Source organism: Paenibacillus sp. FSL W8-0439, assembly GCF_038008995.1.
GTDB lineage: Bacteria > Bacillota > Bacilli > Paenibacillales > Paenibacillaceae > Paenibacillus > Paenibacillus polymyxa.
The window spans coordinates 218,127-236,572 of sequence record NZ_JBBPAK010000001.1 but is presented as its reverse complement, the minus strand read 5'-3'; the positions used below and the strand labels follow the sequence as shown (position 1 = coordinate 236,572).

At 44.6% G+C, this 18,446-nt stretch carries 16 protein-coding genes and 1 other RNA gene; 1 reads left to right on the top strand and 16 read right to left on the bottom strand.

Annotation, left to right across the window (positions count from 1 at the left end):
• Positions 1-10 precede the first annotated feature (10 nt).
• The 4 genes from MKX36_RS01040 to MKX36_RS01025 all read right to left on the bottom strand — a co-directional run bounded on the left by MKX36_RS01040 (position 11) and on the right by MKX36_RS01025 (position 5,369).
• Positions 11-670 carry a PspA/IM30 family protein gene (locus tag MKX36_RS01040; protein WP_090890838.1) on the bottom strand — a complete coding sequence of 220 codons (660 nt, stop codon included), beginning with the start codon at positions 668-670 and terminating at the stop codon, positions 11-13.
• Positions 671-848: 178 nt separating this feature from the next.
• Positions 849-1,691 (bottom strand): aldo/keto reductase, encoded by an 843-nt coding sequence (locus MKX36_RS01035; protein ID WP_340864057.1) that lies wholly within the window; start codon positions 1,689-1,691, stop codon positions 849-851.
• A gap of 278 nt (positions 1,692-1,969) precedes the next feature.
• On the bottom strand, positions 1,970-4,354 hold the full coding sequence (locus tag MKX36_RS01030) for a phosphoketolase family protein (RefSeq protein WP_340864056.1): 2,385 nt from the start codon (positions 4,352-4,354) through the stop codon (positions 1,970-1,972).
• Positions 4,355-4,646: 292 nt separating this feature from the next.
• The gene (locus MKX36_RS01025) at positions 4,647-5,369 is read right to left on the bottom strand and encodes a GntR family transcriptional regulator (protein ID WP_016820141.1); all 723 of its coding nucleotides are present in this window, start codon (positions 5,367-5,369) and stop codon (positions 4,647-4,649) included.
• 316 nt (positions 5,370-5,685) lie between these two features.
• On the opposite strand from MKX36_RS01025, the gene MKX36_RS01020 reads away from it, so the two are divergent.
• Positions 5,686-6,834 (top strand): glycosyltransferase, encoded by a 1,149-nt coding sequence (locus MKX36_RS01020; protein WP_340864055.1) that lies wholly within the window; start codon positions 5,686-5,688, stop codon positions 6,832-6,834.
• A gap of 177 nt (positions 6,835-7,011) precedes the next feature.
• Here MKX36_RS01020 and MKX36_RS01015 read toward each other — a convergent pair whose 3' ends face one another.
• The 12 genes from MKX36_RS01015 to secG all read right to left on the bottom strand — a co-directional run bounded on the left by MKX36_RS01015 (position 7,012) and on the right by secG (position 18,236).
• On the bottom strand, positions 7,012-7,962 hold the full coding sequence (locus tag MKX36_RS01015) for a ring-cleaving dioxygenase (RefSeq protein WP_340864054.1): 951 nt from the start codon (positions 7,960-7,962) through the stop codon (positions 7,012-7,014).
• 72 nt (positions 7,963-8,034) lie between these two features.
• Positions 8,035-8,433 (bottom strand): DoxX family protein, encoded by a 399-nt coding sequence (locus tag MKX36_RS01010; protein WP_016820138.1) that lies wholly within the window; start codon positions 8,431-8,433, stop codon positions 8,035-8,037.
• Between the two features lie 69 nt (positions 8,434-8,502).
• Positions 8,503-8,730, bottom strand: a complete 228-nt coding sequence (locus MKX36_RS01005; RefSeq protein ID WP_016820137.1) for a DUF896 domain-containing protein — start codon at positions 8,728-8,730, stop codon at positions 8,503-8,505.
• A 354-nt stretch (positions 8,731-9,084) separates the two neighbouring features.
• The gene (locus MKX36_RS01000) at positions 9,085-9,501 is read right to left on the bottom strand and encodes a DUF4280 domain-containing protein (protein ID WP_016820136.1); all 417 of its coding nucleotides are present in this window, start codon (positions 9,499-9,501) and stop codon (positions 9,085-9,087) included.
• Positions 9,502-10,023 (bottom strand): hypothetical protein, encoded by a 522-nt coding sequence (locus MKX36_RS00995; RefSeq protein WP_045244969.1) that lies wholly within the window; start codon positions 10,021-10,023, stop codon positions 9,502-9,504.
• A 14-nt stretch (positions 10,024-10,037) separates the two neighbouring features.
• Positions 10,038-11,288, bottom strand: a complete 1,251-nt coding sequence (locus tag MKX36_RS00990; protein WP_045244940.1) for a pentapeptide repeat-containing protein — start codon at positions 11,286-11,288, stop codon at positions 10,038-10,040.
• Positions 11,289-11,365: 77 nt separating this feature from the next.
• Positions 11,366-12,781, bottom strand: coding sequence for a contractile injection system protein, VgrG/Pvc8 family (locus MKX36_RS00985; protein ID WP_039276512.1), 1,416 nt, complete (start codon positions 12,779-12,781; stop codon positions 11,366-11,368).
• Positions 12,778-13,452, bottom strand: coding sequence for a hypothetical protein (locus tag MKX36_RS00980; protein ID WP_340864053.1), 675 nt, complete (start codon positions 13,450-13,452; stop codon positions 12,778-12,780). The genes MKX36_RS00985 and MKX36_RS00980 overlap by 4 nt, the downstream gene beginning before the upstream one ends.
• A 388-nt stretch (positions 13,453-13,840) precedes the next feature.
• Positions 13,841-14,205, bottom strand: a transfer-messenger RNA (tmRNA) gene (gene ssrA / locus MKX36_RS00975).
• Between the two features lie 253 nt (positions 14,206-14,458).
• Positions 14,459-14,938: an SsrA-binding protein SmpB gene (smpB, locus tag MKX36_RS00970; RefSeq protein ID WP_007428162.1), complete on the bottom strand. Its 480-nt coding sequence runs from the start codon at positions 14,936-14,938 to the stop codon at positions 14,459-14,461.
• 266 nt (positions 14,939-15,204) lie between these two features.
• On the bottom strand, positions 15,205-17,814 hold the full coding sequence (rnr, locus tag MKX36_RS00965) for a ribonuclease R (protein ID WP_340864052.1): 2,610 nt from the start codon (positions 17,812-17,814) through the stop codon (positions 15,205-15,207).
• A gap of 188 nt (positions 17,815-18,002) precedes the next feature.
• The gene (gene secG / locus MKX36_RS00960; protein ID WP_013368823.1) at positions 18,003-18,236 is read right to left on the bottom strand and encodes a preprotein translocase subunit SecG; all 234 of its coding nucleotides are present in this window, start codon (positions 18,234-18,236) and stop codon (positions 18,003-18,005) included.
• Positions 18,237-18,446: the final 210 nt, after the last annotated feature.

Below are 18,446 nucleotides of genomic sequence, written 5' to 3'. Positions count from 1 at the left end.
GTAGAAACTATTATGATTCTTTGGAATTGATTTTCTGCTTGATTGCAGCCAGCTCATCTTCTGCATTGGTACTCTTCTCATATTGCGTGAATAACGCATCCAGGTCGTCCTTCGTCTCTCCCCGGAGCTCAGCTATCGCCATCGCTTCATCATATGCCTTGTTTGCCTTCTCTTCCAAGGCTTCGAATACAGAATCATGGTCGCCCATAGAATTCAAGGCTTGCTGTGCTTTGGCGATCGCCAGCTTCCCTTTAAGTTCGGCACGCCGCACTTCCAGACGCCCTATATCGGACACCAATTTCTCCTGCATTTGTTTCATATGTACGGCGTTTGCCGAAGCTAAGTCATAAGAGGTCTGTAACGATTCCAGTTTCTCTGCCTGCAAGATTTTACGTTCCAGAAACTTTCGAGCCTCATCTTCATTGCCAGCTTCCACAGACTTACTTGCATAATGCTGGAGCTTTTTGATCTCAGCTCTACATTCATCCAGTGCTCTTTTCGCTCTTTTCTCATCAGCTAGTACCGAGGCCGTTTCCGCTTTCACCTTGCCCAGATCACTGTTCAAGTTCCGCATATAATCATCAATGGTCTTCTCCGGATCGCTCGCCTTATCCAATAAGGCGCTGATATTCACCTTCATAATATCCCTAAACCTTGACAAAATCCCCATAATGACCTCCTTCGAAAGGACTACATTCCCCCATATCATACATCAAATCCGGTTAAAAATGTTCATCATTCATCATGGCTATACTCAGGCCTATCGCATCCTTTCCGCTATTACTAAAAAGCAAAGGGTTCAAAAACCCTCTACAGATTTTTGAACCCTTCGAATTCATTGTTGTAGATTACAGTTCTTCATAGGAATTGGGGTCCTGGTCCCATAGCCGTCCATCTTCCCTGCTAAGCGCTGAAATCACGTTCATTTCCTCTGGTGACAACTCAAAATCAAAAATGTCCAGATTTTCCGTCTGATGTTTTACAGAAGAAGCCTTAGGAATTGGGATCGCTCCTAGTTGGATGTGCCAACGTAAAATCGCTTGTGTCGCGGTTTTGCCATGAGCAGCGGCAATTTTCCCAATCTCCTCGTTCTCCATCATGCTGTGACCGCGACCCAAAGGGCTCCACGATTCCGTCACAATGCCCTGTTCAGCATCTTTGGTACGCTGATGCTCCTGATTAAATAATGGATGCAGTTCAACCTGATTGATGCTCGGTGTGATACCTGTTTCCCGAATCAATCGTTCATTATGCTCAGGCAGGAAATTGCAGACTCCGATCGAACGAATATAGCCCCGCTTCTTCGCCTCAATCAATGCCTGCCAGGCTTCAACATACCGATTGATTTTGGGATTTGGCCAATGGATCAAGTACAGATCATAATAGTCCAAACCGCCTCTATATAGTGACTCTTCGATCGTGACAATGGCTTCCTGATACGCATGTCGACGACCTGGAAGTTTGGAGCAAATCAACAATTCTTCTCTCGGTACTGAACTCTGCTGGACAGCTTTCCCGACAGCGCCCTCATTTTCATAGTTAAAAGCTGTGTCAATCAGACGGTAACCCGCATCAATCGCGCCGGTTATCACTTTTACTCCATCTGCACCCTTCAACCCAGCAGTTCCAAATCCAATGGCAGGCACCTTAGTGCCATCATTCAATACCTTCTCTGGAATTTGATGGTTCATATTAACAGCCTCCTCTCCTATTCTCTTATACCATAACACCTCTTCAATATTCAGACAAAATACAGTGAACCATTCGGTTCCCATATACTTATTACCCACTTGCTCGTGACTTCCCTATTAAATTCTCAGTGTGCTACATCGAAAAGTGCCTGATCCCCGTTGAAATCATACTTGAATTCAAGGGGTCAGGCACATCTATACTACTACCAAATCATATATTCCAGCTCATACTTGACTGCTTGGTTGTCCAACACAAAGCTGAAATGTACTATACTTTTTTATTTCAGGCCTTCCCATACCCAGTTCTCTACCTCTGGCAAGTCAATACCTTCTTCACGAATGAACTGATGATGTTTCTTAACTATTGCATCCATTTCATCCGCAATATTTGCGTACTTTCCAGCGTTAGGTAAGCTTAGAACAGCTTCCTTCACCAAGTCAAAACGGTCCATTTGATTCAATACACGCATATCAAATGGTGTCGTAATATCGCCATTTTCACGGTAACCATGTACATGCAGATTATGGTTATGACGGTCAAAGAACAGATCTTTGATCAGACCTTCGTAACCATGGAAAGCGAATACGACTGGCTTGTCCTTTGTGAAAAATTGATCAAACTCAGCGTCAGATAATCCACGAGGATCTAACTTTTGGCTTCTCAGCTTCAGTAAGTCTACTACGTTGATGTAGCGAATCTTCAAGTCAGGCAGTTTTTTATGCAAGATCGAGATCGCAGCTAAGCTTTCAATCGTTGGCTCTGTACCAGCAGAAGCGATGACAATATCAGGCTCTCCGCCTTGATCTGTACTTGCCCAGTCAATAATCTTTAACCCTTTGTCTACCAATTCTTTCGCTTCATCAGCAGAGAACCATTGTGGACGTGGGTGTTTGGACGAAACAACTAAATTGATCTTTTGACGGTCATTTAAAATGGTATCAAAAACAGCTAGCAGAGAGTTGGCGTCAGCTGGCAGATACTCACGAATAAATTCTGGTTTCTTATCAGCCAAATGACCCAACAAGCCTGGATCTTGGTGTGTATACCCATTATGATCCTGTTGGAAGACCGTTGAAGTTGCTACAACATTCAATGATGGGATATCTGCACGCCATCCTTGATCCGTTGCTTTACGCAGCCATTTGAAGTGTTGAGTGATCATCGAGTCAACCACACGCAGGAAGGCTTCGTAACTTGCAAAGAAACCATGACGACCTGTTAACACATAACCTTCCAGCAATCCTTCAGCTTGGTGCTCGGATAATTGGGAATCAATGACACGACCATACGAAGACAAGAATTCATCATTAGGCTCAATAATTTGATCCATCCATTGGCGTTTGGTTACTTCAAAAACAGGTGCCAAGCGATTAGACATCGTTTCATCAGGCCCGAAGATTCTGAAATTACGATTCTCTTCATTTAAAACAACCACATCTTTAACGTATTTGCCCAAAACCGACATATCCTGCGCAATCACTTTACCAGGCGTGGAGTTATCCAGCGCATAGTTGCGGAAATCTGGCAATTTCAAGTCTTTAATAAGGTTACCCGCATTCGCAACAGGGTTCATTCCCATTCGTTTATCACCTGTAGGCAGAATTTCAGCAATCTCAGGTTTTAACCGACCGTTTTCATCGAACAATTCCTCTGGTCTATAGCTATTCAGCCATTCTAATAAAGCAGGTGCGTGCTGCATATTTTTTTGATCGACCGGAATTGGAACCTGGTGGGCACGGAACGAATTTGTATTCGGCACGCCATCCCATTCCTTTGGACCTGTCCAGCCTTTAGGGGAACGGAAGATAAGCACTGGCCACGCCGGACGAGTAAGGTCATTATTTTCACGCGCATTCTTTTGAATAGCTTCAATTTTTTCGATGGCAGTATCCAATACTTTCGCCATTTCTGGATGCATGTGGTTAGGATCTTCACCTTCAACAAAGAATGGTTCCCAACCCAAACCTTTAAAGAACGAGGTTAACTCTTCTTTTGATTGGCGAGACATAATCGTTGGGTTACTAATTTTGAAGCCATTTAAATGTAAGATCGGCAGCACTGCGCCATCCGTGATTGGATTGATAAATCGGTTAGAGAACCACGAAGCGGCCAATGGACCCGTTTCAGCTTCACCATCCCCAATAACAACAGCCGAGATCAGATTCGGATTATCTAAAACAGCACCTACACCATGAGAAAGGGAATAGCCCAGCTCCCCGCCTTCATGGATAGATCCAGGGGTTTCAGGCGCAGCATGTGAAGCAATACCGCCAGGGAATGAAAATTGTTTGAACAGTTTCTTCATACCTGGGATATCCTGCGTGATTTGCGGATAAATTTCGGTGTAGCTTCCATCAAGATATGAATTTGAAACCATAACTTGGCCGCCGTGACCAGGACCTTCAATGTAAAGCATGTTCAAATCATATTTATTAATAACACGATTAAGATGAGCATAAATAAAGTTTTGGCCTGGAATCGTACCCCAGTGTCCAATAGGCTTAACCTTTACATCCGAATCTTTCAAAGGTTCTCTCAACAAAGGATTGTCTTTTAAATAAAGCTGACCTACTGAAATGTAGTTCGTTGCACGCCAGTATGCATCAAGTTTTTCCAAATATGTTTTAGACGAGTAATCTTCTAACACGGGTGATAAAGCCATGGTGTCCACTCCCTAGTAATTTTGTTTGTAATTTATTTCCGGAAATTTCATCTACATGTACATCATAACGCTACACTGAATTAATTCAACCTTTTTCACAAGTGATACGGTCCAATTTTGTGAAATTTTGAACATACTATGAAATATAAATTAAAAAGACAGTAAAAAAGCTCTTACATTAAAATATATAGCAGGATAAACCAATAAAATTTGTGATAAATGAAGAGTTTGCAGACTCTAATCCTTTTTCGTAACCATAAAAAAAAGACCGGAGAATTCTCCAGTCTTTTCATTAGTGTACCGATACAAAGGTATTAAATTTCAAATATTTGTAGTGAAATCGCATATGCGAAAATTCAAATGGGGTACCGTTATCCAAAAAGAAAACACCCTCCATAATGCCTACGGGTTCATTTTCTTTCAATTGCAGTAGCTTTTGATCATTCTCTTCAGACGGTTCTGCAAAAATAGATAAAAAGGATTTGGTGACGGCCAGGTTCCGCGAGTCCTCCAAATAATTAAAAATGGAACCCTCAATAATGGTCTGATTTAAATCCTGGACAATTTTAATGGGGATATAGCCCGTTTCGATCATAAATGGATCATCATCAAACAGACGCAAGCGAACGATTTTATAAACAAAATCATGAGTGTCCAAGAACAAATCGCGCTGTAGTTCTTCTGTCGGTGGAATGACCTCAAAACTCAATACTTTGATTTTTGGCTTTTTGCCATGCATTTGAAAATTATCAGTAACTCCTAGATTAGAGCCCTCGTAGTTAAAGATAGATTCATTTCTTATGTATAAGGGATTAATAAATGTCCCGGAACCTTGTTTTTTGAAAATAATTCCGACACTCTCCATTTTAGTCAGAGCACGTTTAATGGAACTACGACTAACCTGGTAAGTCTCACTAAGACTACGTTCATCTGGCAATCTCATATCTGCAAACTTTCCAGCGAAAATTTTCATTTTAAGATCGTCAATAATTTGCTTATAGACAAATTGTGTCATATAGTACTCCTCTTTCAGGTCTTCTATAACTCCATATAGTTTACCATAAACATGCCCATTTCATCTCATGTTTGTTTGTGTCCCTTCTACTTTACATCCTTATGCATAATGCTACCATGACATATACATCACACCACTGAAACATATCTGCAAATCAGCAAAAAATACAGCACTTCCACATTAACATCCGCATAGGACCAAGCCTGTTTCGAACTTTGTGGGTTGTTTGACTAGACCAGGCTAAAATCCTTGAATACATTGTTATTATTTATCTCGTTCAAAGGTTGTCTAATTAGAATGGTGGGGGGAGATCACATTGGCTATCCGCTACAGCGTCATCATTCCAACCTATAATCGCGCCCAGCAGCTGTTGCTCACACTCGCTTCATTTGAATCACAAACCTACCCGAAGCAACTATTCGAAGTCATTGTAGCTGATGATGGTTCTACAGACGGAACGAAAGAAATGGTCGAAGGCTTCAAAGCATCCTATCCTCTTATCTATGTGTCACACCCTGAACAACGCGGTCGATCTGCCGTTCGAAATTTGGGACTGCGCCGAGCAAAAGGGCTATACATCATTTTCTGTGACGCTGACTTTTTGGTGCTGCCTCATTTCATTAAAACCGTGAGCCGTTATCACCGCAAGTATCCCAAATCTGTGCTTTCAGGCATTCCGCACTCGTGGGACGATGCATTTACCCACTATCACCCTGATTTTTCTGTGGAAGAAAAAGAACATTGTCGGAGCATACTTACACAATCCGGCTTATGGAATCCTGACTTTGAAACAGCGAATGAAATTGTTCCGATCATCACCCCTGATGATGTCCTTCATCAAACGGGTGCACTGTCTAAAGTCGTTAGTCCCACAAGGGTTCCTCCCAATACGCAGAAACAATTTGCCTCAACGGACGTAGCTCCCTGGATGATGCTAGTAACTCGTTGTGTGGCCATCAGACGCAACCACTTAATTCGTATTGGAGGTTTCAATGAACGGTTTGTGCTGTACGGACTCGAAGACTGGGATCTTGGCTATAGACTGCATCGCTTAAAAATCCCTTTTTATTGCATCAAAGAGGTGGTCGGGTATCATCAGGAGCATCCAACCCATCTTAGAGGTAACGTTTTAAATACGGAAAATTTAAGAATCATGTATGAAACTTACGGGTTTAATGACTCCTCGTTAAATTTATTTGCTCTGATTCCTCCATCCGAGGATTTTGAGACCTACAAAAATACGCTGCGAGTATTGCGCAGGGGACTCCGTTCCAGGTTAACACGTTCATCAGCTATGTTGTTGAGAAGGACACTACGCATTGCTGCCAAGCAGTTTTATTATCACAACAACACCCCAGCATACCAACAATCATTACGAGCGATACAAAGGAAAGCTGAGAACCGGAAAAGCCGAGTCGCTCATGTGTTACGAGAAATGTTAGTAAAGTCTGAAAGGCTGGTGTAATAATAAGAGGGCGGAGGTCACGAGACACATAAGTTGAGGCAGATTCTGTCCTGGATTGAGAAGTCGTTGCGGGAGATTCCATTTTCAGGTGGTAATCCATTAGATGAAAAATCCACAATCGAAAAAGATTGTGGATTTACGTGACTTCATCTGGATGCAAAACAGCAGTCATTTCATTTACTTTTGTTTATCTGTTAATGTTCTCACTTCAATAGGATGCAGGTTTGCCTCGATCTGAGCCCGCTGCGGTTCATACCACTCTGGTAGCATTAATTTCTGCCCCAAAGATTCCGCAGGTTCATCGTTAGCAAATCCCGGTGGATCTGTAGCAATTTCAAATAGTATGCCGCCCGCTTCTCTGAAATATATCGCATTAAAATATTGGCGGTCGATGATTGGGGTCGGCTGATAGCCATAATTCTGAACTGTGCTTCTCCAGTCTTCATGTTGCTCGAAATCTTTTGCGCGCCATGCAATGTGATGTACCGTGCCTGCTCCACCAAAGCCTAAACCCATTTTCGCAAGCGGAACATCCACGATATTACCGATTTCTCCAGCAGATTGATAACGAGCATATTCGGTGTCTTCAGCGATTTTCGTAAATCCGAGTATGCTCTCCAATGCATCCATCGTTTTCTGTGGATTGACGCTAAATAGTACGGCGCCTCCGAACCCTTTAATGGCGTTATCAGCCGAAATGCCATCGTAAGACCAAGTACTGTTCGCTCCTTCTGCACGTTCAACAAGCTCAAGACGCAGGCCCTCATTATCCTCGAATTGAAGATACTGTTCATTAAAACGGCTTGTTTTCGTAACTTCAATACCAAAGCTTTGCAAACGGTGCTGCCAAAAATCAAGTGAACCTGGCGGTACCACATACGAGGTTATGCCCACCTGACCGCCTCCGACTCGCCCTTTGGGAGTTCCTGGTGCCGGGAAAAAAGTAATAATCGTTCCAGGACTTCCTGCCTCGTTACCAAAATACAAGTGATAAACCTCAGGAGCATCGAAGTTGATTGTTTTCTTCACTAACCGAAGTCCAAGAATACTTGCATAGAAGTCGACATTTGCCTGCGGATTACCAGCAAAAGCTGTAATATGATGGATACCTGTAGTTTGAAGTGACATATAAAATCCTCCTTTAATCGTAGAAATCCCTATTTTTCATCATTGGTAATTTTAATGACTTAGGTTCATGTATTAATGAAGTATTGCATCAATGGAATATGGACCTGCGCCTATCAACGCAATACCGACTACGACAGCAATAAGAACCAGCGGATATTCATAGCCATTAGCGGTGGCCCAGATCCCGTTTTGACCATGTACTTTGACAATCGCTCCAAGCATCGTCATCGTAATCAACAATGCTGCCAGTGGAGTAAGCAGTCCTACAGCAAATAGAGCTCCTCCCAGCAATTCCATCAATCCAGCGGCCACGGCCATCAGTACTCCGGGCTTGATCCCGATTGATTCCATCCAACCACCGGTACCTTTTGGACCATAACCACCAAACCAGCCAAAAAGCTTCTGAGCCCCGTGCCCCACAAATAGCAATCCTACTACCAAACGTATCAACAACAGTCCACTCGCCAACATAAAATCACGCTCCATATTATATTTATTATTTAAAGATTTTTAAATTAGAGATATTTGGCAAAGCTAAATTCATGGTTTAACGATTTTAGCCTGCTCTCTTCTAAGTTTTTCAGGAGTTACATCATCACCATTTGGATCGTAAATCGTAGCGTTCAAGAGAATACTTTGTACAGATCCCCGAAAGATTTGAAGGTATTCCTTGCGAAGATCCATTTGCTCCGTTTTTTCAATTTCAGTTAACCCAACTTCTTTTGCTTTGTTTGCCAACTGATTAATTCTTTCTAAAATCGCAATCATGTGTATACCTCCCTATGCAAAATTTTCTGTTTGTTTTTATCTTTAATTTATTTATCTTGATATAAAGATATAATACATTTTTATTCTTGTCAATACTTTATTACAAAGAGAAGAAGATGATGAACTCTTGAGTTGCTTCTCACCCCCATAATATCAAGGCCATCTCCATACTGATATTACTTGTATTTTAAACGTACTATTGCAGTGACCAGACCATCGTAGGTACGATGGATATCCTGATAAGATCGCTTCTTTATCTGGATATCCATCTGATACGAATACGAAGCAGCCTTCAGTTCAACTGTATACACGTCCCGAATACAATTCGAAACCTAACAGCTTTGAAACAGACTCTTAGTCCAGCTCCTGTCCATCATTTTCAATTTGAATATGACCACAATACAGACATTGATGGGTACAGTTTTGTGTCAAAGCCGGCTGTCCTTCGATCTTCACATCACTTTTCCCATTCAGCCACGGCATGGTCAGGACTGGAACACACGGAGCCTTCTTCACGCCATAGATGTCTACCATCTCACTAGCCTGCACAGCTGGATTTAAGGGACTGGAGCAATTTCCAAAAGACTGAATGTTCACCCCTGGAACGTAATCTCCAATGTTCATTTGTGCTTTGTTTTTTACGTAGACTCCATGGCTAAAAGGTCTCTTCAAACGGGTAGGTTGTGTGCCATAACTACAACTTAAGATCGCTCCTGCCACGACATAGCTTTTTTTTGCACCCGTTCCCGGTCTCACCTGGGCTTCTCCCACTTACCCCATCCTCCTTAGTGCTTCTATCTCAACTCTTAGCACTCGAATACCTGTAAAAGATCGGCGCAGCAGGCTTTCTGCCACAGCCAAATGGATATAGATATAAGGTTCGATCAGTCCCTCAATCCGAAAAACAGGAGGCTCTATCTCCCCCTGTCTCAGTAGCAAACGCCTCAACGTACCATTGGGGTACCATTCCGTTTGTACGGACAAACAGTCCACCATTGGCGGACGAAGCACCCAGTATACCTCTTGTCTGGCCTGCTGGAAATCGGTAAGGATGGCTGCTTTCCACTTCAGTTCCGGCATATATTTCTCCAATAATACTTTCATCCGATCGGACACCAGTGGTAGGGGAAATTCCAAAAAATCCGGGTACACTGTTCGTGGATCGGTATGTACAGCCAAAAAAAGAGGTTCATCCTGCTGTTGCTGTCCCTCGGCCTCCGTCAGGATATCTTCTACTTGCAAAGGAGACAGCGCAGCAGGCTCCACCCGATGCTTTACCCGCTCGTCTACCATCAGTCGAAAATATCTCAGTGCAGCCACCCCCTTTTGCTAGCAGCCTCCCTGACCTGTGTAGACCACTCCAAACCAATGGCTCCTCTACGCTGTTCATTGGTAAAAATGACTCCTTGTACGTTTGCACCCGTAAAATCAGTCCCGATCAGGCAAGCCCCTTTAAAGGATGCACCTGTCACATCTGCTCCAACAAAGCAGGCATCCGTGAGGTCTGCCCCGTCCAAGGACGCTTTTTGTAGTAACGCCTCTTGAAATATGGCTCCCCGCAACTGTGCATTTTGAAAACGGGCCCCCTGCAAGCTCGCCCCTGTGAAATCTACGCCAGCAAAACCCAATGGCTCCCAATCTAGTAAAGCATCTGATCCATATCCGGCGTTACCTATAACGACATCCAATATGGCCTCTTTCAACGAGCATCCGCTAAAATTGGCTCCATGAAGTACGCTGTATGTCAAATCGATTCCATTTAGCTGACTTTCCTGCCACACCGTTCCTACCAGGATACAACCATGCAGACGGCTGTGTTCCATTCTGATTTGGCGAAAGGCTGTATAACGGAAATCCAACAGGCTGTAATCCCCATCCGATAGTTCAACTTGGGTCAATGCCTGATAGCTGTACGCATGTTCTTCTCTTTCCTGCAACCACGACTGGATTTCATTTGCCTCCATGGCTCTGCGATCTTCTCGATATACCGACACACTATGATCCATATATTCCCCCACACGAATCTCGAACGTCTCATCTCGCTCCAGCTCTTGAAACTCCGGCAAGCACACCGCCTGTTTCATCGCCAAACGCAACGCATTCACAACGAGCGCATGAATGTGTACTGCTGCCTCCAACATTATCTGCTCCCATTCAAGCTCCGATAGAGAAACATGCTGCTTCTCTACCTCCCCTCGCAATTGTCGCTGCAAATCGGTCCAGTAGGAATATGTCCAGCTTGTGTTCCATTCAAAACGGATCGGCTGCAGATCAAGCATCCATAAAGCATCGGAAATCTCTACGAGATAACCAGGCCGTTCTTCCAGCCACATGGTACGTAGCATAGAGTACGTGATATAACCGATCCTTCCTTTTCTTCCTTGAAGCTGCTCTTGCCGAATGTGCTGGCAATATCCCCGAAACTCTTCGACACAGGCCTGAATCCGTTGCTCCTGCGTCACCTTGAACTTCAGTGCCCAGTCTCTGCGGATGAGAAACCATGCCTGATTCAATATAGCTCGCCATTGCGGTTCTAACTCATCAATAGGCTTCTCCATTTGTACTCAACCACCACCCAAAGCTCTTCATATACTCATATCTACAGGCTGATGTCATTCGTCCGCTGCCCTACAGCCTAATTCGACTTCACTTCACTGCCCTTCATATCCGCTGATCCACTCAATTGAATATGACTGCCATTGCAATCCATACGCAGCTCGCTGCCTGCCGACAAATTCATCGTTTTCCCAGCCGACAAGCTCAGATTACCACCCGCCGAGATACTTACCTTTTTATTGCTCATAATATGAATGCCTTCCTTATCGTCCAGCTTGATAAAAATAGCACCATCTTTACCCGTCACGACCAGTTCATCCGGTCCCAAACGAATTTCTTTTCCATGAGGTGTTCGCCATATTTTCATCTGCGGATTGGAAAACTTGTTATGCCCGCTTCCTCTGTCTGCACGTCGGACTGCACTGCCTGCTACCCCATCCTCTTCACGGCTGCCCGGAAAATAGAGTGAAACCGGGTCCCCTTTCTCCGGCATTACGTACCAGCCTGTATGTCCCCCGCCGCTATACACCGTCGAATAATTGAACCAATGCGCTTGATCGACCGCCTGCTTCTTGTCGCAATCTAGATGGATACGTACCTGATCCTGACGTACGTCTACGACCACCCCGCCTAATGAAGCACCCGCCAGCTTTTCCTGATAATAGCCTTTCTGCCGTAAGCCTTTGTACGAGGCAAGCACATATTGATGCCGCAACAGCCCTTGCCTCATCTCCGTATAAGCCTCAATGACATACAAACTGTGTCCCTGAAAGGTCAACTGAGCGCCCAGATCCAGCACCTCGTCTGTCTCCACCTCATAAAAAATAAAATCATTTTCGTTCACCTTCGCCTGCTCATTTTCCTGAAAGTAGCGAAAAGGCAGCATCTGCTTGCGTACCGTATAACGGGTATGATCTAGCACGGTCTGTGCAGGGCTGTCTTCAATGCCAAAATAAAATTTAGGACTGTCAAAACGCGCCACAGGCATCAGACTCGTATGATAGCGGGAAGCCATGCGTCTTAAAAAAGCCCAATCCGTTTCCTGATACTGAATGGCAATCCGTCCAATGGGCTCTCCACCTGTCGCTCCATCAATCACATCCAACCCTTCATAATCCTTACCAATCTGCTCCAGCATCTGAGGAATCGTCATTTTGGTATATTGAAAAGAACGGGTGCGTTGCTGAATATCCATCCGATAAGTATGGGATATCGCCTCTACCTCCAGATAGTACACATCCCGCACAACCTTCACTTCGACCGATAGCGCAATCCCGCTGAATAGCGGCTTACTTTCACCCAATTCATTCTGCTGGCTTACCTCAATCACCGTGTTCTTTTCCGTCGTTTCCACATAGCTGTCTTGCATCTCTTCCGGGATGATCCCTGTAAAATAGAGCCGAGTATGCTCGTTGATTTTCTTCGTGAGGGTAAGCTGCTCCAGCTCAACCAGCTCGTAAGGCTGGATTTGGATATTATCGTAGCCCAGACTCATAGCGAATCCGCTCCTTTCTCAAGCGTAGTTTGTAAGGGCAATGAAACTGCATGAAGCGACTGCACTGTATTTTCCGCTACAGGTATCCATACCTCCATGTCCGATTCCGTACAGTTAAACGTCCCCATCATCACCTGTCCTGCATGGGTGAACAGCAGGATTTCGTTGTACAAATTCGTATCCACGCCTGCAGCTATAAAACGGATCACTCCAATGGACAGACCGCAATGATTTACGATCACTTGAGTGCCCAACCAGTTACGGATCGGTTGTACAGCTCGCAAAGTGTCCGCCATTTGCTCCACAAAATCAGAAAGCTCCTCGTCTGCCAAAGTGGATTCTGTCCGATTAAAGGTGATATTCACCGTTCCATCCTCCGAGGTATAAATGACCTCTGGACGATACTCCGAAGGATACTTAAATTGGGCCTGCTCCAGCGGCATCAAGCTAAAAGATTTCGGCACGCTTACCTGCATTTGTCCGTCCAAAATCATCCTCAATTCCAACGTAATGAACTCATCACCTAACCGCAACGCCTGATTTTTCCCGAAAACGGATTGATCCCGTTCGGATATAGCAGTTTGAGAAAGACTCGTATTTACGTTATTAGATGCAACATCATAATTAAGCCTATTTTTGAGACTTAAAATATGCTCGTCCATATAGCTCATAGGGTTAGTCCCTTCTTCGTAAAAAAGATAAGTATTTAATTCAAAATATAAAAGCAAAAGGGCATATTTAACAATAACCCATCTTATGTATGTATCGGCCAGAATAGAGAGTTTGTTTACAGAAAGAACCATCCCATGTGTTATTTTCAATGTATATTTCTGAAATTAATATGGAGAAGGGGATTGATATCGGAACGGACAATGGATCGAATTGAATCCTTCCTTGCTCAGAATAAAAGCAGTTATTATGACTTGGAAAGGTCGCTCCCATAATAAAAATGATTTTATCAAGCGGTTTGGATAATGGGGGTTTGTAGAGTTGAAGTTACACATGGTCCACAATCGAACTCATTAAAAAGCAAAAACCCGCTCAATGAGCGGGTTTTTCAAATGGAGGCGAGGGGAGTCGAACCCCTGTCCGAAGATAACGACACATAAGCTTCTACGGGTGTAGTCACAGTTTTGATGTCACCCGAGTATCGCCCCGTAACCGGCTATACGTTGGGTCAGCCTGATTGTCTTCTTCAGCACACCCCAGGCGGAGATGTGACAGCGTATCCCACTATAGGTTAGCCCCTACATCCGGCACATGGGCGATGCAGGAGAGGAGCACGCTCACAGGTTATTAAGCTGCGAAAGCGTAGTTGTTTTGTTGTTTGCCGTTTAATAGGCTTTAGCGTTGATGAAGTGGACGCGTCCCCACTACCCGCTACCCATGCTCGAACTATCCCCGTCGAATCCATAAACGCCCCCTTATTATAAAAGGGCTCCACGGATAAATCCGGAAATACCGGAGCATAAGTGCATAATATCAAAAGCTGAATCCTAAGATTCAACACTCGAACCATGTTAAATCAAGATGCATTGAAAAATTACTACTTCGTTAGTATAACATATTACATGTCATAACGAAACGGATTGAAGCCATTATAGCTTGATAAAATAGCACCATTACAGGAACATGTAACTTATCCACGTAATTTGTACCATTCTAATCAGCAGTAACTTATCTTGCAATTTTTTGCTTCTCTCTTAGTGCACGTTGGATATCACGCTGTGCATCACGTTTGGCAGCTGTTTCGCGCTTATCATACTGCTTTTTACCTCTACCCAGTCCAAGTAGCAGTTTGGCATAACCGTTGCGAACATAAATTTTGAGCGGCACGATGGTGTAGCCTTCCTGTTTCGAGAGACCAATAAGCTTACGAATCTGCTCTTTATGCAGCAGCAACTTACGCGTACGCGTCGGATCAGTCGGATTGTTACGATTACCTTGTTCAAAAGGGCTGATATGCATATTGTGAATATGAATTTCGCCATTACGGATCGTAGCAAAAGCATCGCTTATATTAGAGCGACCATTCCGCAGAGACTTAATCTCTGTTCCCGTTAACACCATGCCCGCCTCGTAGGTGTCTTCAATAAAATAGTCATGGGAAGCTTTTTTGTTCTGGGCGAGCACTTTCCCGTCTGCCTTCTTACCCATGAATACCACTCCTTATACATAACTTAATTCAATCTAGAAATCTCGCTACAATGAGCTACCCTAGAAATATATTGTAACAAATTTCGGATGGTAAAAGCAAGAAAAGTCAAGGCTTCTACATTTCTAATTACCCCAATAGCACACTAAAATCAAGCGGCTTCTATCCATTGCTACAGACAGAAACCGCTCATATACCTAAGCCTCATTTAGCATGATCTACTGCTCTTGAGAAGCTCTAGTCTCCTAAAAAAGTAAGTTGGTTCAACCTACTTTTTCTTTTTCCGTACAAACCCAGCGGTGCTATTCCCACCGTTAGCGCCCTTTTTTTTCCGCTTGCGACGTGCTGCGCCTTCACCGCCTGATTTGGCATCATTACCTGGGGTAGCTGCATCACCAATGAAGATCCCGCTGGCAGACGTCTTCTTCCGTCGCTTGCTTGCACCCGTTGCTGGCGAGTTATACCCGCCCTTGCCACTGCCAAAGCCGAAGCTGCTAGCTGAACCAGCTCCTGCTCCATTAGCACTGCCGCGCCCTGAACGCCCTGCGGTGCTGATGCCTCCGTTACCGCCCTCTTTAGGCTTTCCAGCCGCCTCACGACCGCCTTTACGCTCTCTACCAGCCTTGTCCTTGCCGCCCTTGCGGTCACGTCCTTCTCGGCCCCTGCCTTTACCGCGGCCCTCGCCACGTACAAAATCTCCGCCCTGGCCCGATCCACCCGTCCGTTCACGGCGTTGCCGTTGCTTCATATCGACGAGTTCAAAGTCAATTGTGTAATCTTCCATATTCACACGTGCGACGCGAACCTTAACCTCATCCCCAATGCGGAACACCTTAGAGGTGCGTTCTCCGATTAACGCCATATGCTGCTCGTCAAAATGATAATAGTCGTCCGTAAGTGCACTCAGACGCGTCAGACCCTCGACAGTGTTGTCTAGCTCAATGAACATCCCAAAGCTGGTTACACTGCTGATGATCCCCTCGAACTCCTCGCCAACCTTGTCCAGCATGTATTCAGCCTTTTTCATTTGCTCTGTGTCACGCTCTGCATCCACAGCCACACGTTCACGCTCGGACGATTGCTGAGCAATGTCTGGCATGCGTGCAGTCAAGTATTCCTGACGCTCATCTGTCAAAGCCCCGCCATTCTCCAACACCTCACGAATAACACGGTGAATTACCAAGTCAGGGTAACGACGAATCGGTGATGTAAAATGAGAGTAATACTCCGCGGCCAGTCCAAAATGTCCTGTTGACTCTGCATCATACTTTGCCTGCTTCATCGAACGCAGCATCATCGTGCTAAGCACCGTTTGCTCCTTCGTGCCCTGAATGTCTTCCAACAATGTTTGCAGTGCACGCGGATGAATAGAATTTCCTCGACCTTTGATCTGATGACCAAAATTAGCTGCGAAAGCCATAAAATTTTGCAGCTTCTCTGGATCGGGGTCCTCATGAATTCGGTACAAGAACGGTACCTTAAGCCAGTGAAAATGTTCGGCTACCGTTTCATTGGCCGCCAGCATGAACTCTTCAATAATTTGTTCGGCTATCGTACGATCCCTTTTCACAATATCGACAGCTTTGCCTTCGTCATCTACAATCACTTTGGCCTCATCAAAATCAAAATCAACCGCACCCCGGCGCATCCGATTTGCACGCAGCTTCAACGCCAAATCCTTCATCGTACGGAATACATCAACCAGGTCCTTGTAGCGTTCCATCAGTTCTGCATCTTCCTCTTCGAGGATTTTGCGAACGTTCGTGTAGGTCATCCGTTCCTTTGTTTTAATCACGCTGGTGAAAATATCATGCTTTACGACCTTCATATGCTCATTGAATTCCATCTCACAGGATAAAGTCAGTCGATCCACCTGAGGATTCAATGAACATATTCCGTTTGAAAGTCGATGTGGAAGCATCGGAATGACGCGGTCAACCAAATACACACTACAACCGCGGTTATATGCCTCCTGATCCAGCTTGGAATTCTCACGCACATAATACCCTACGTCAGCAATATGAACGCCCAGACGGTAGTTTCCGTTCGGCAAACGCTCTACATTAACCGCATCATCGAGGTCTTTGGCATCCTCACCGTCAATGGTAACAATGATCTTATCGCGCAAATCACGCCGTCCTTGACGTATGATCTCTTCTTCCGTAATCGCATCAGGAGCCTGATCCGCTTCCGCCATCACTTCATCCGGAAAGGCTTCCGGGAGCTGATGCTTGCGAATAACGGACAAGATGTCAACGCCCGGATCATCCTTATGACCCAGCACTTCCAGCACTTCGCCTTCCGCCGCTGCACGTCCTTCTGGATAGCTCACAATACGTACGACGACCTTTTGCCCGTTCACAGCTCCGTTGAAGCTGTCCTTAGGAATGAAAATGTCCCGATTAATACGTTTATCATCAGGCAAAACAAAACCATATGCTTCGTGGCTCTGAAACACACCGACTACCTGAAGCACTGCGCGCTTCACGATTCGCACAACTTCGCCTTCTAATCGGCCACCCGCAGGTCCCTTTGACGTCACTCTTACCAGTACCGTATCTCCATTCATTGCGCTCTTTAAGTCGTTGGCATGAATGTACACATCCGGGTGCTCCCGGTCCTCTGGAATCAAAAAAGCAAAGCCCTTGGCATGGGCCTGCAAACGCCCGCGCTGCAAATCCATCCGTTCTGGAACACCATAACGGTTTGTGCGGGTCAGTAGAATTTTCCCTTCTTCCTCCAATGCGTTCAAGAGCTTAAGGAATTCACGAAACTCTTCTGCATCCTTAACATCAAAATGTTGCTCCAGCTCCTGGTATGTCATAGGCTTGTATGCGGTCTCGCGCATGAAATCAAGTAGTTGTTGCTCTGTTATCATAATTTTGTCCACCTCGGGTGACCTTTAATTTTCAGTAATAAATCCGCATGTTCCTTGTTCCTGATACAAGGCTCTTAATATACTCATACCCTAGTATACACGAATTTAATCGACGGCATCCCTGCCTGTCCAAAATCCAAAAAAGCCCCCGTTTCCCATGAAACGAAGGCTTAAGGTATATACTTATCTTATTTTGCGAAAAATGCAACCAAAACGGAAACGATCATAAAACATGCACCCAAAACAGCAGTTACGCGTTGTAAAATCAAATCCATACCGCGAGCTTTGGTCTTGCCGAACAGATGCTCAGCACCGCCAGAGATGGCACCGGACAAACCTGCGCTTTTCCCCTTTTGCAGTAAAACAACCGCTATAACAGCAATCGAGAATACAACGAGCAGCACTTTCAAAAAGATTTCCATGAAAAATCCCACCTCCTGAGCTTATACATCTGTTTTGCAAAACAACACAGCCTCTTTTATGAAAACATGCACATATCATGCTTTAAATAGCCGGAAATTAACGCAAAACACTATTTTTATTCTACCACAGCTTCCAGTAGATAACAACAGCTACAGTAAGACACTTAGCCATTAAGCTTCTGTAGATAAAAGATACATTATTCATAACAA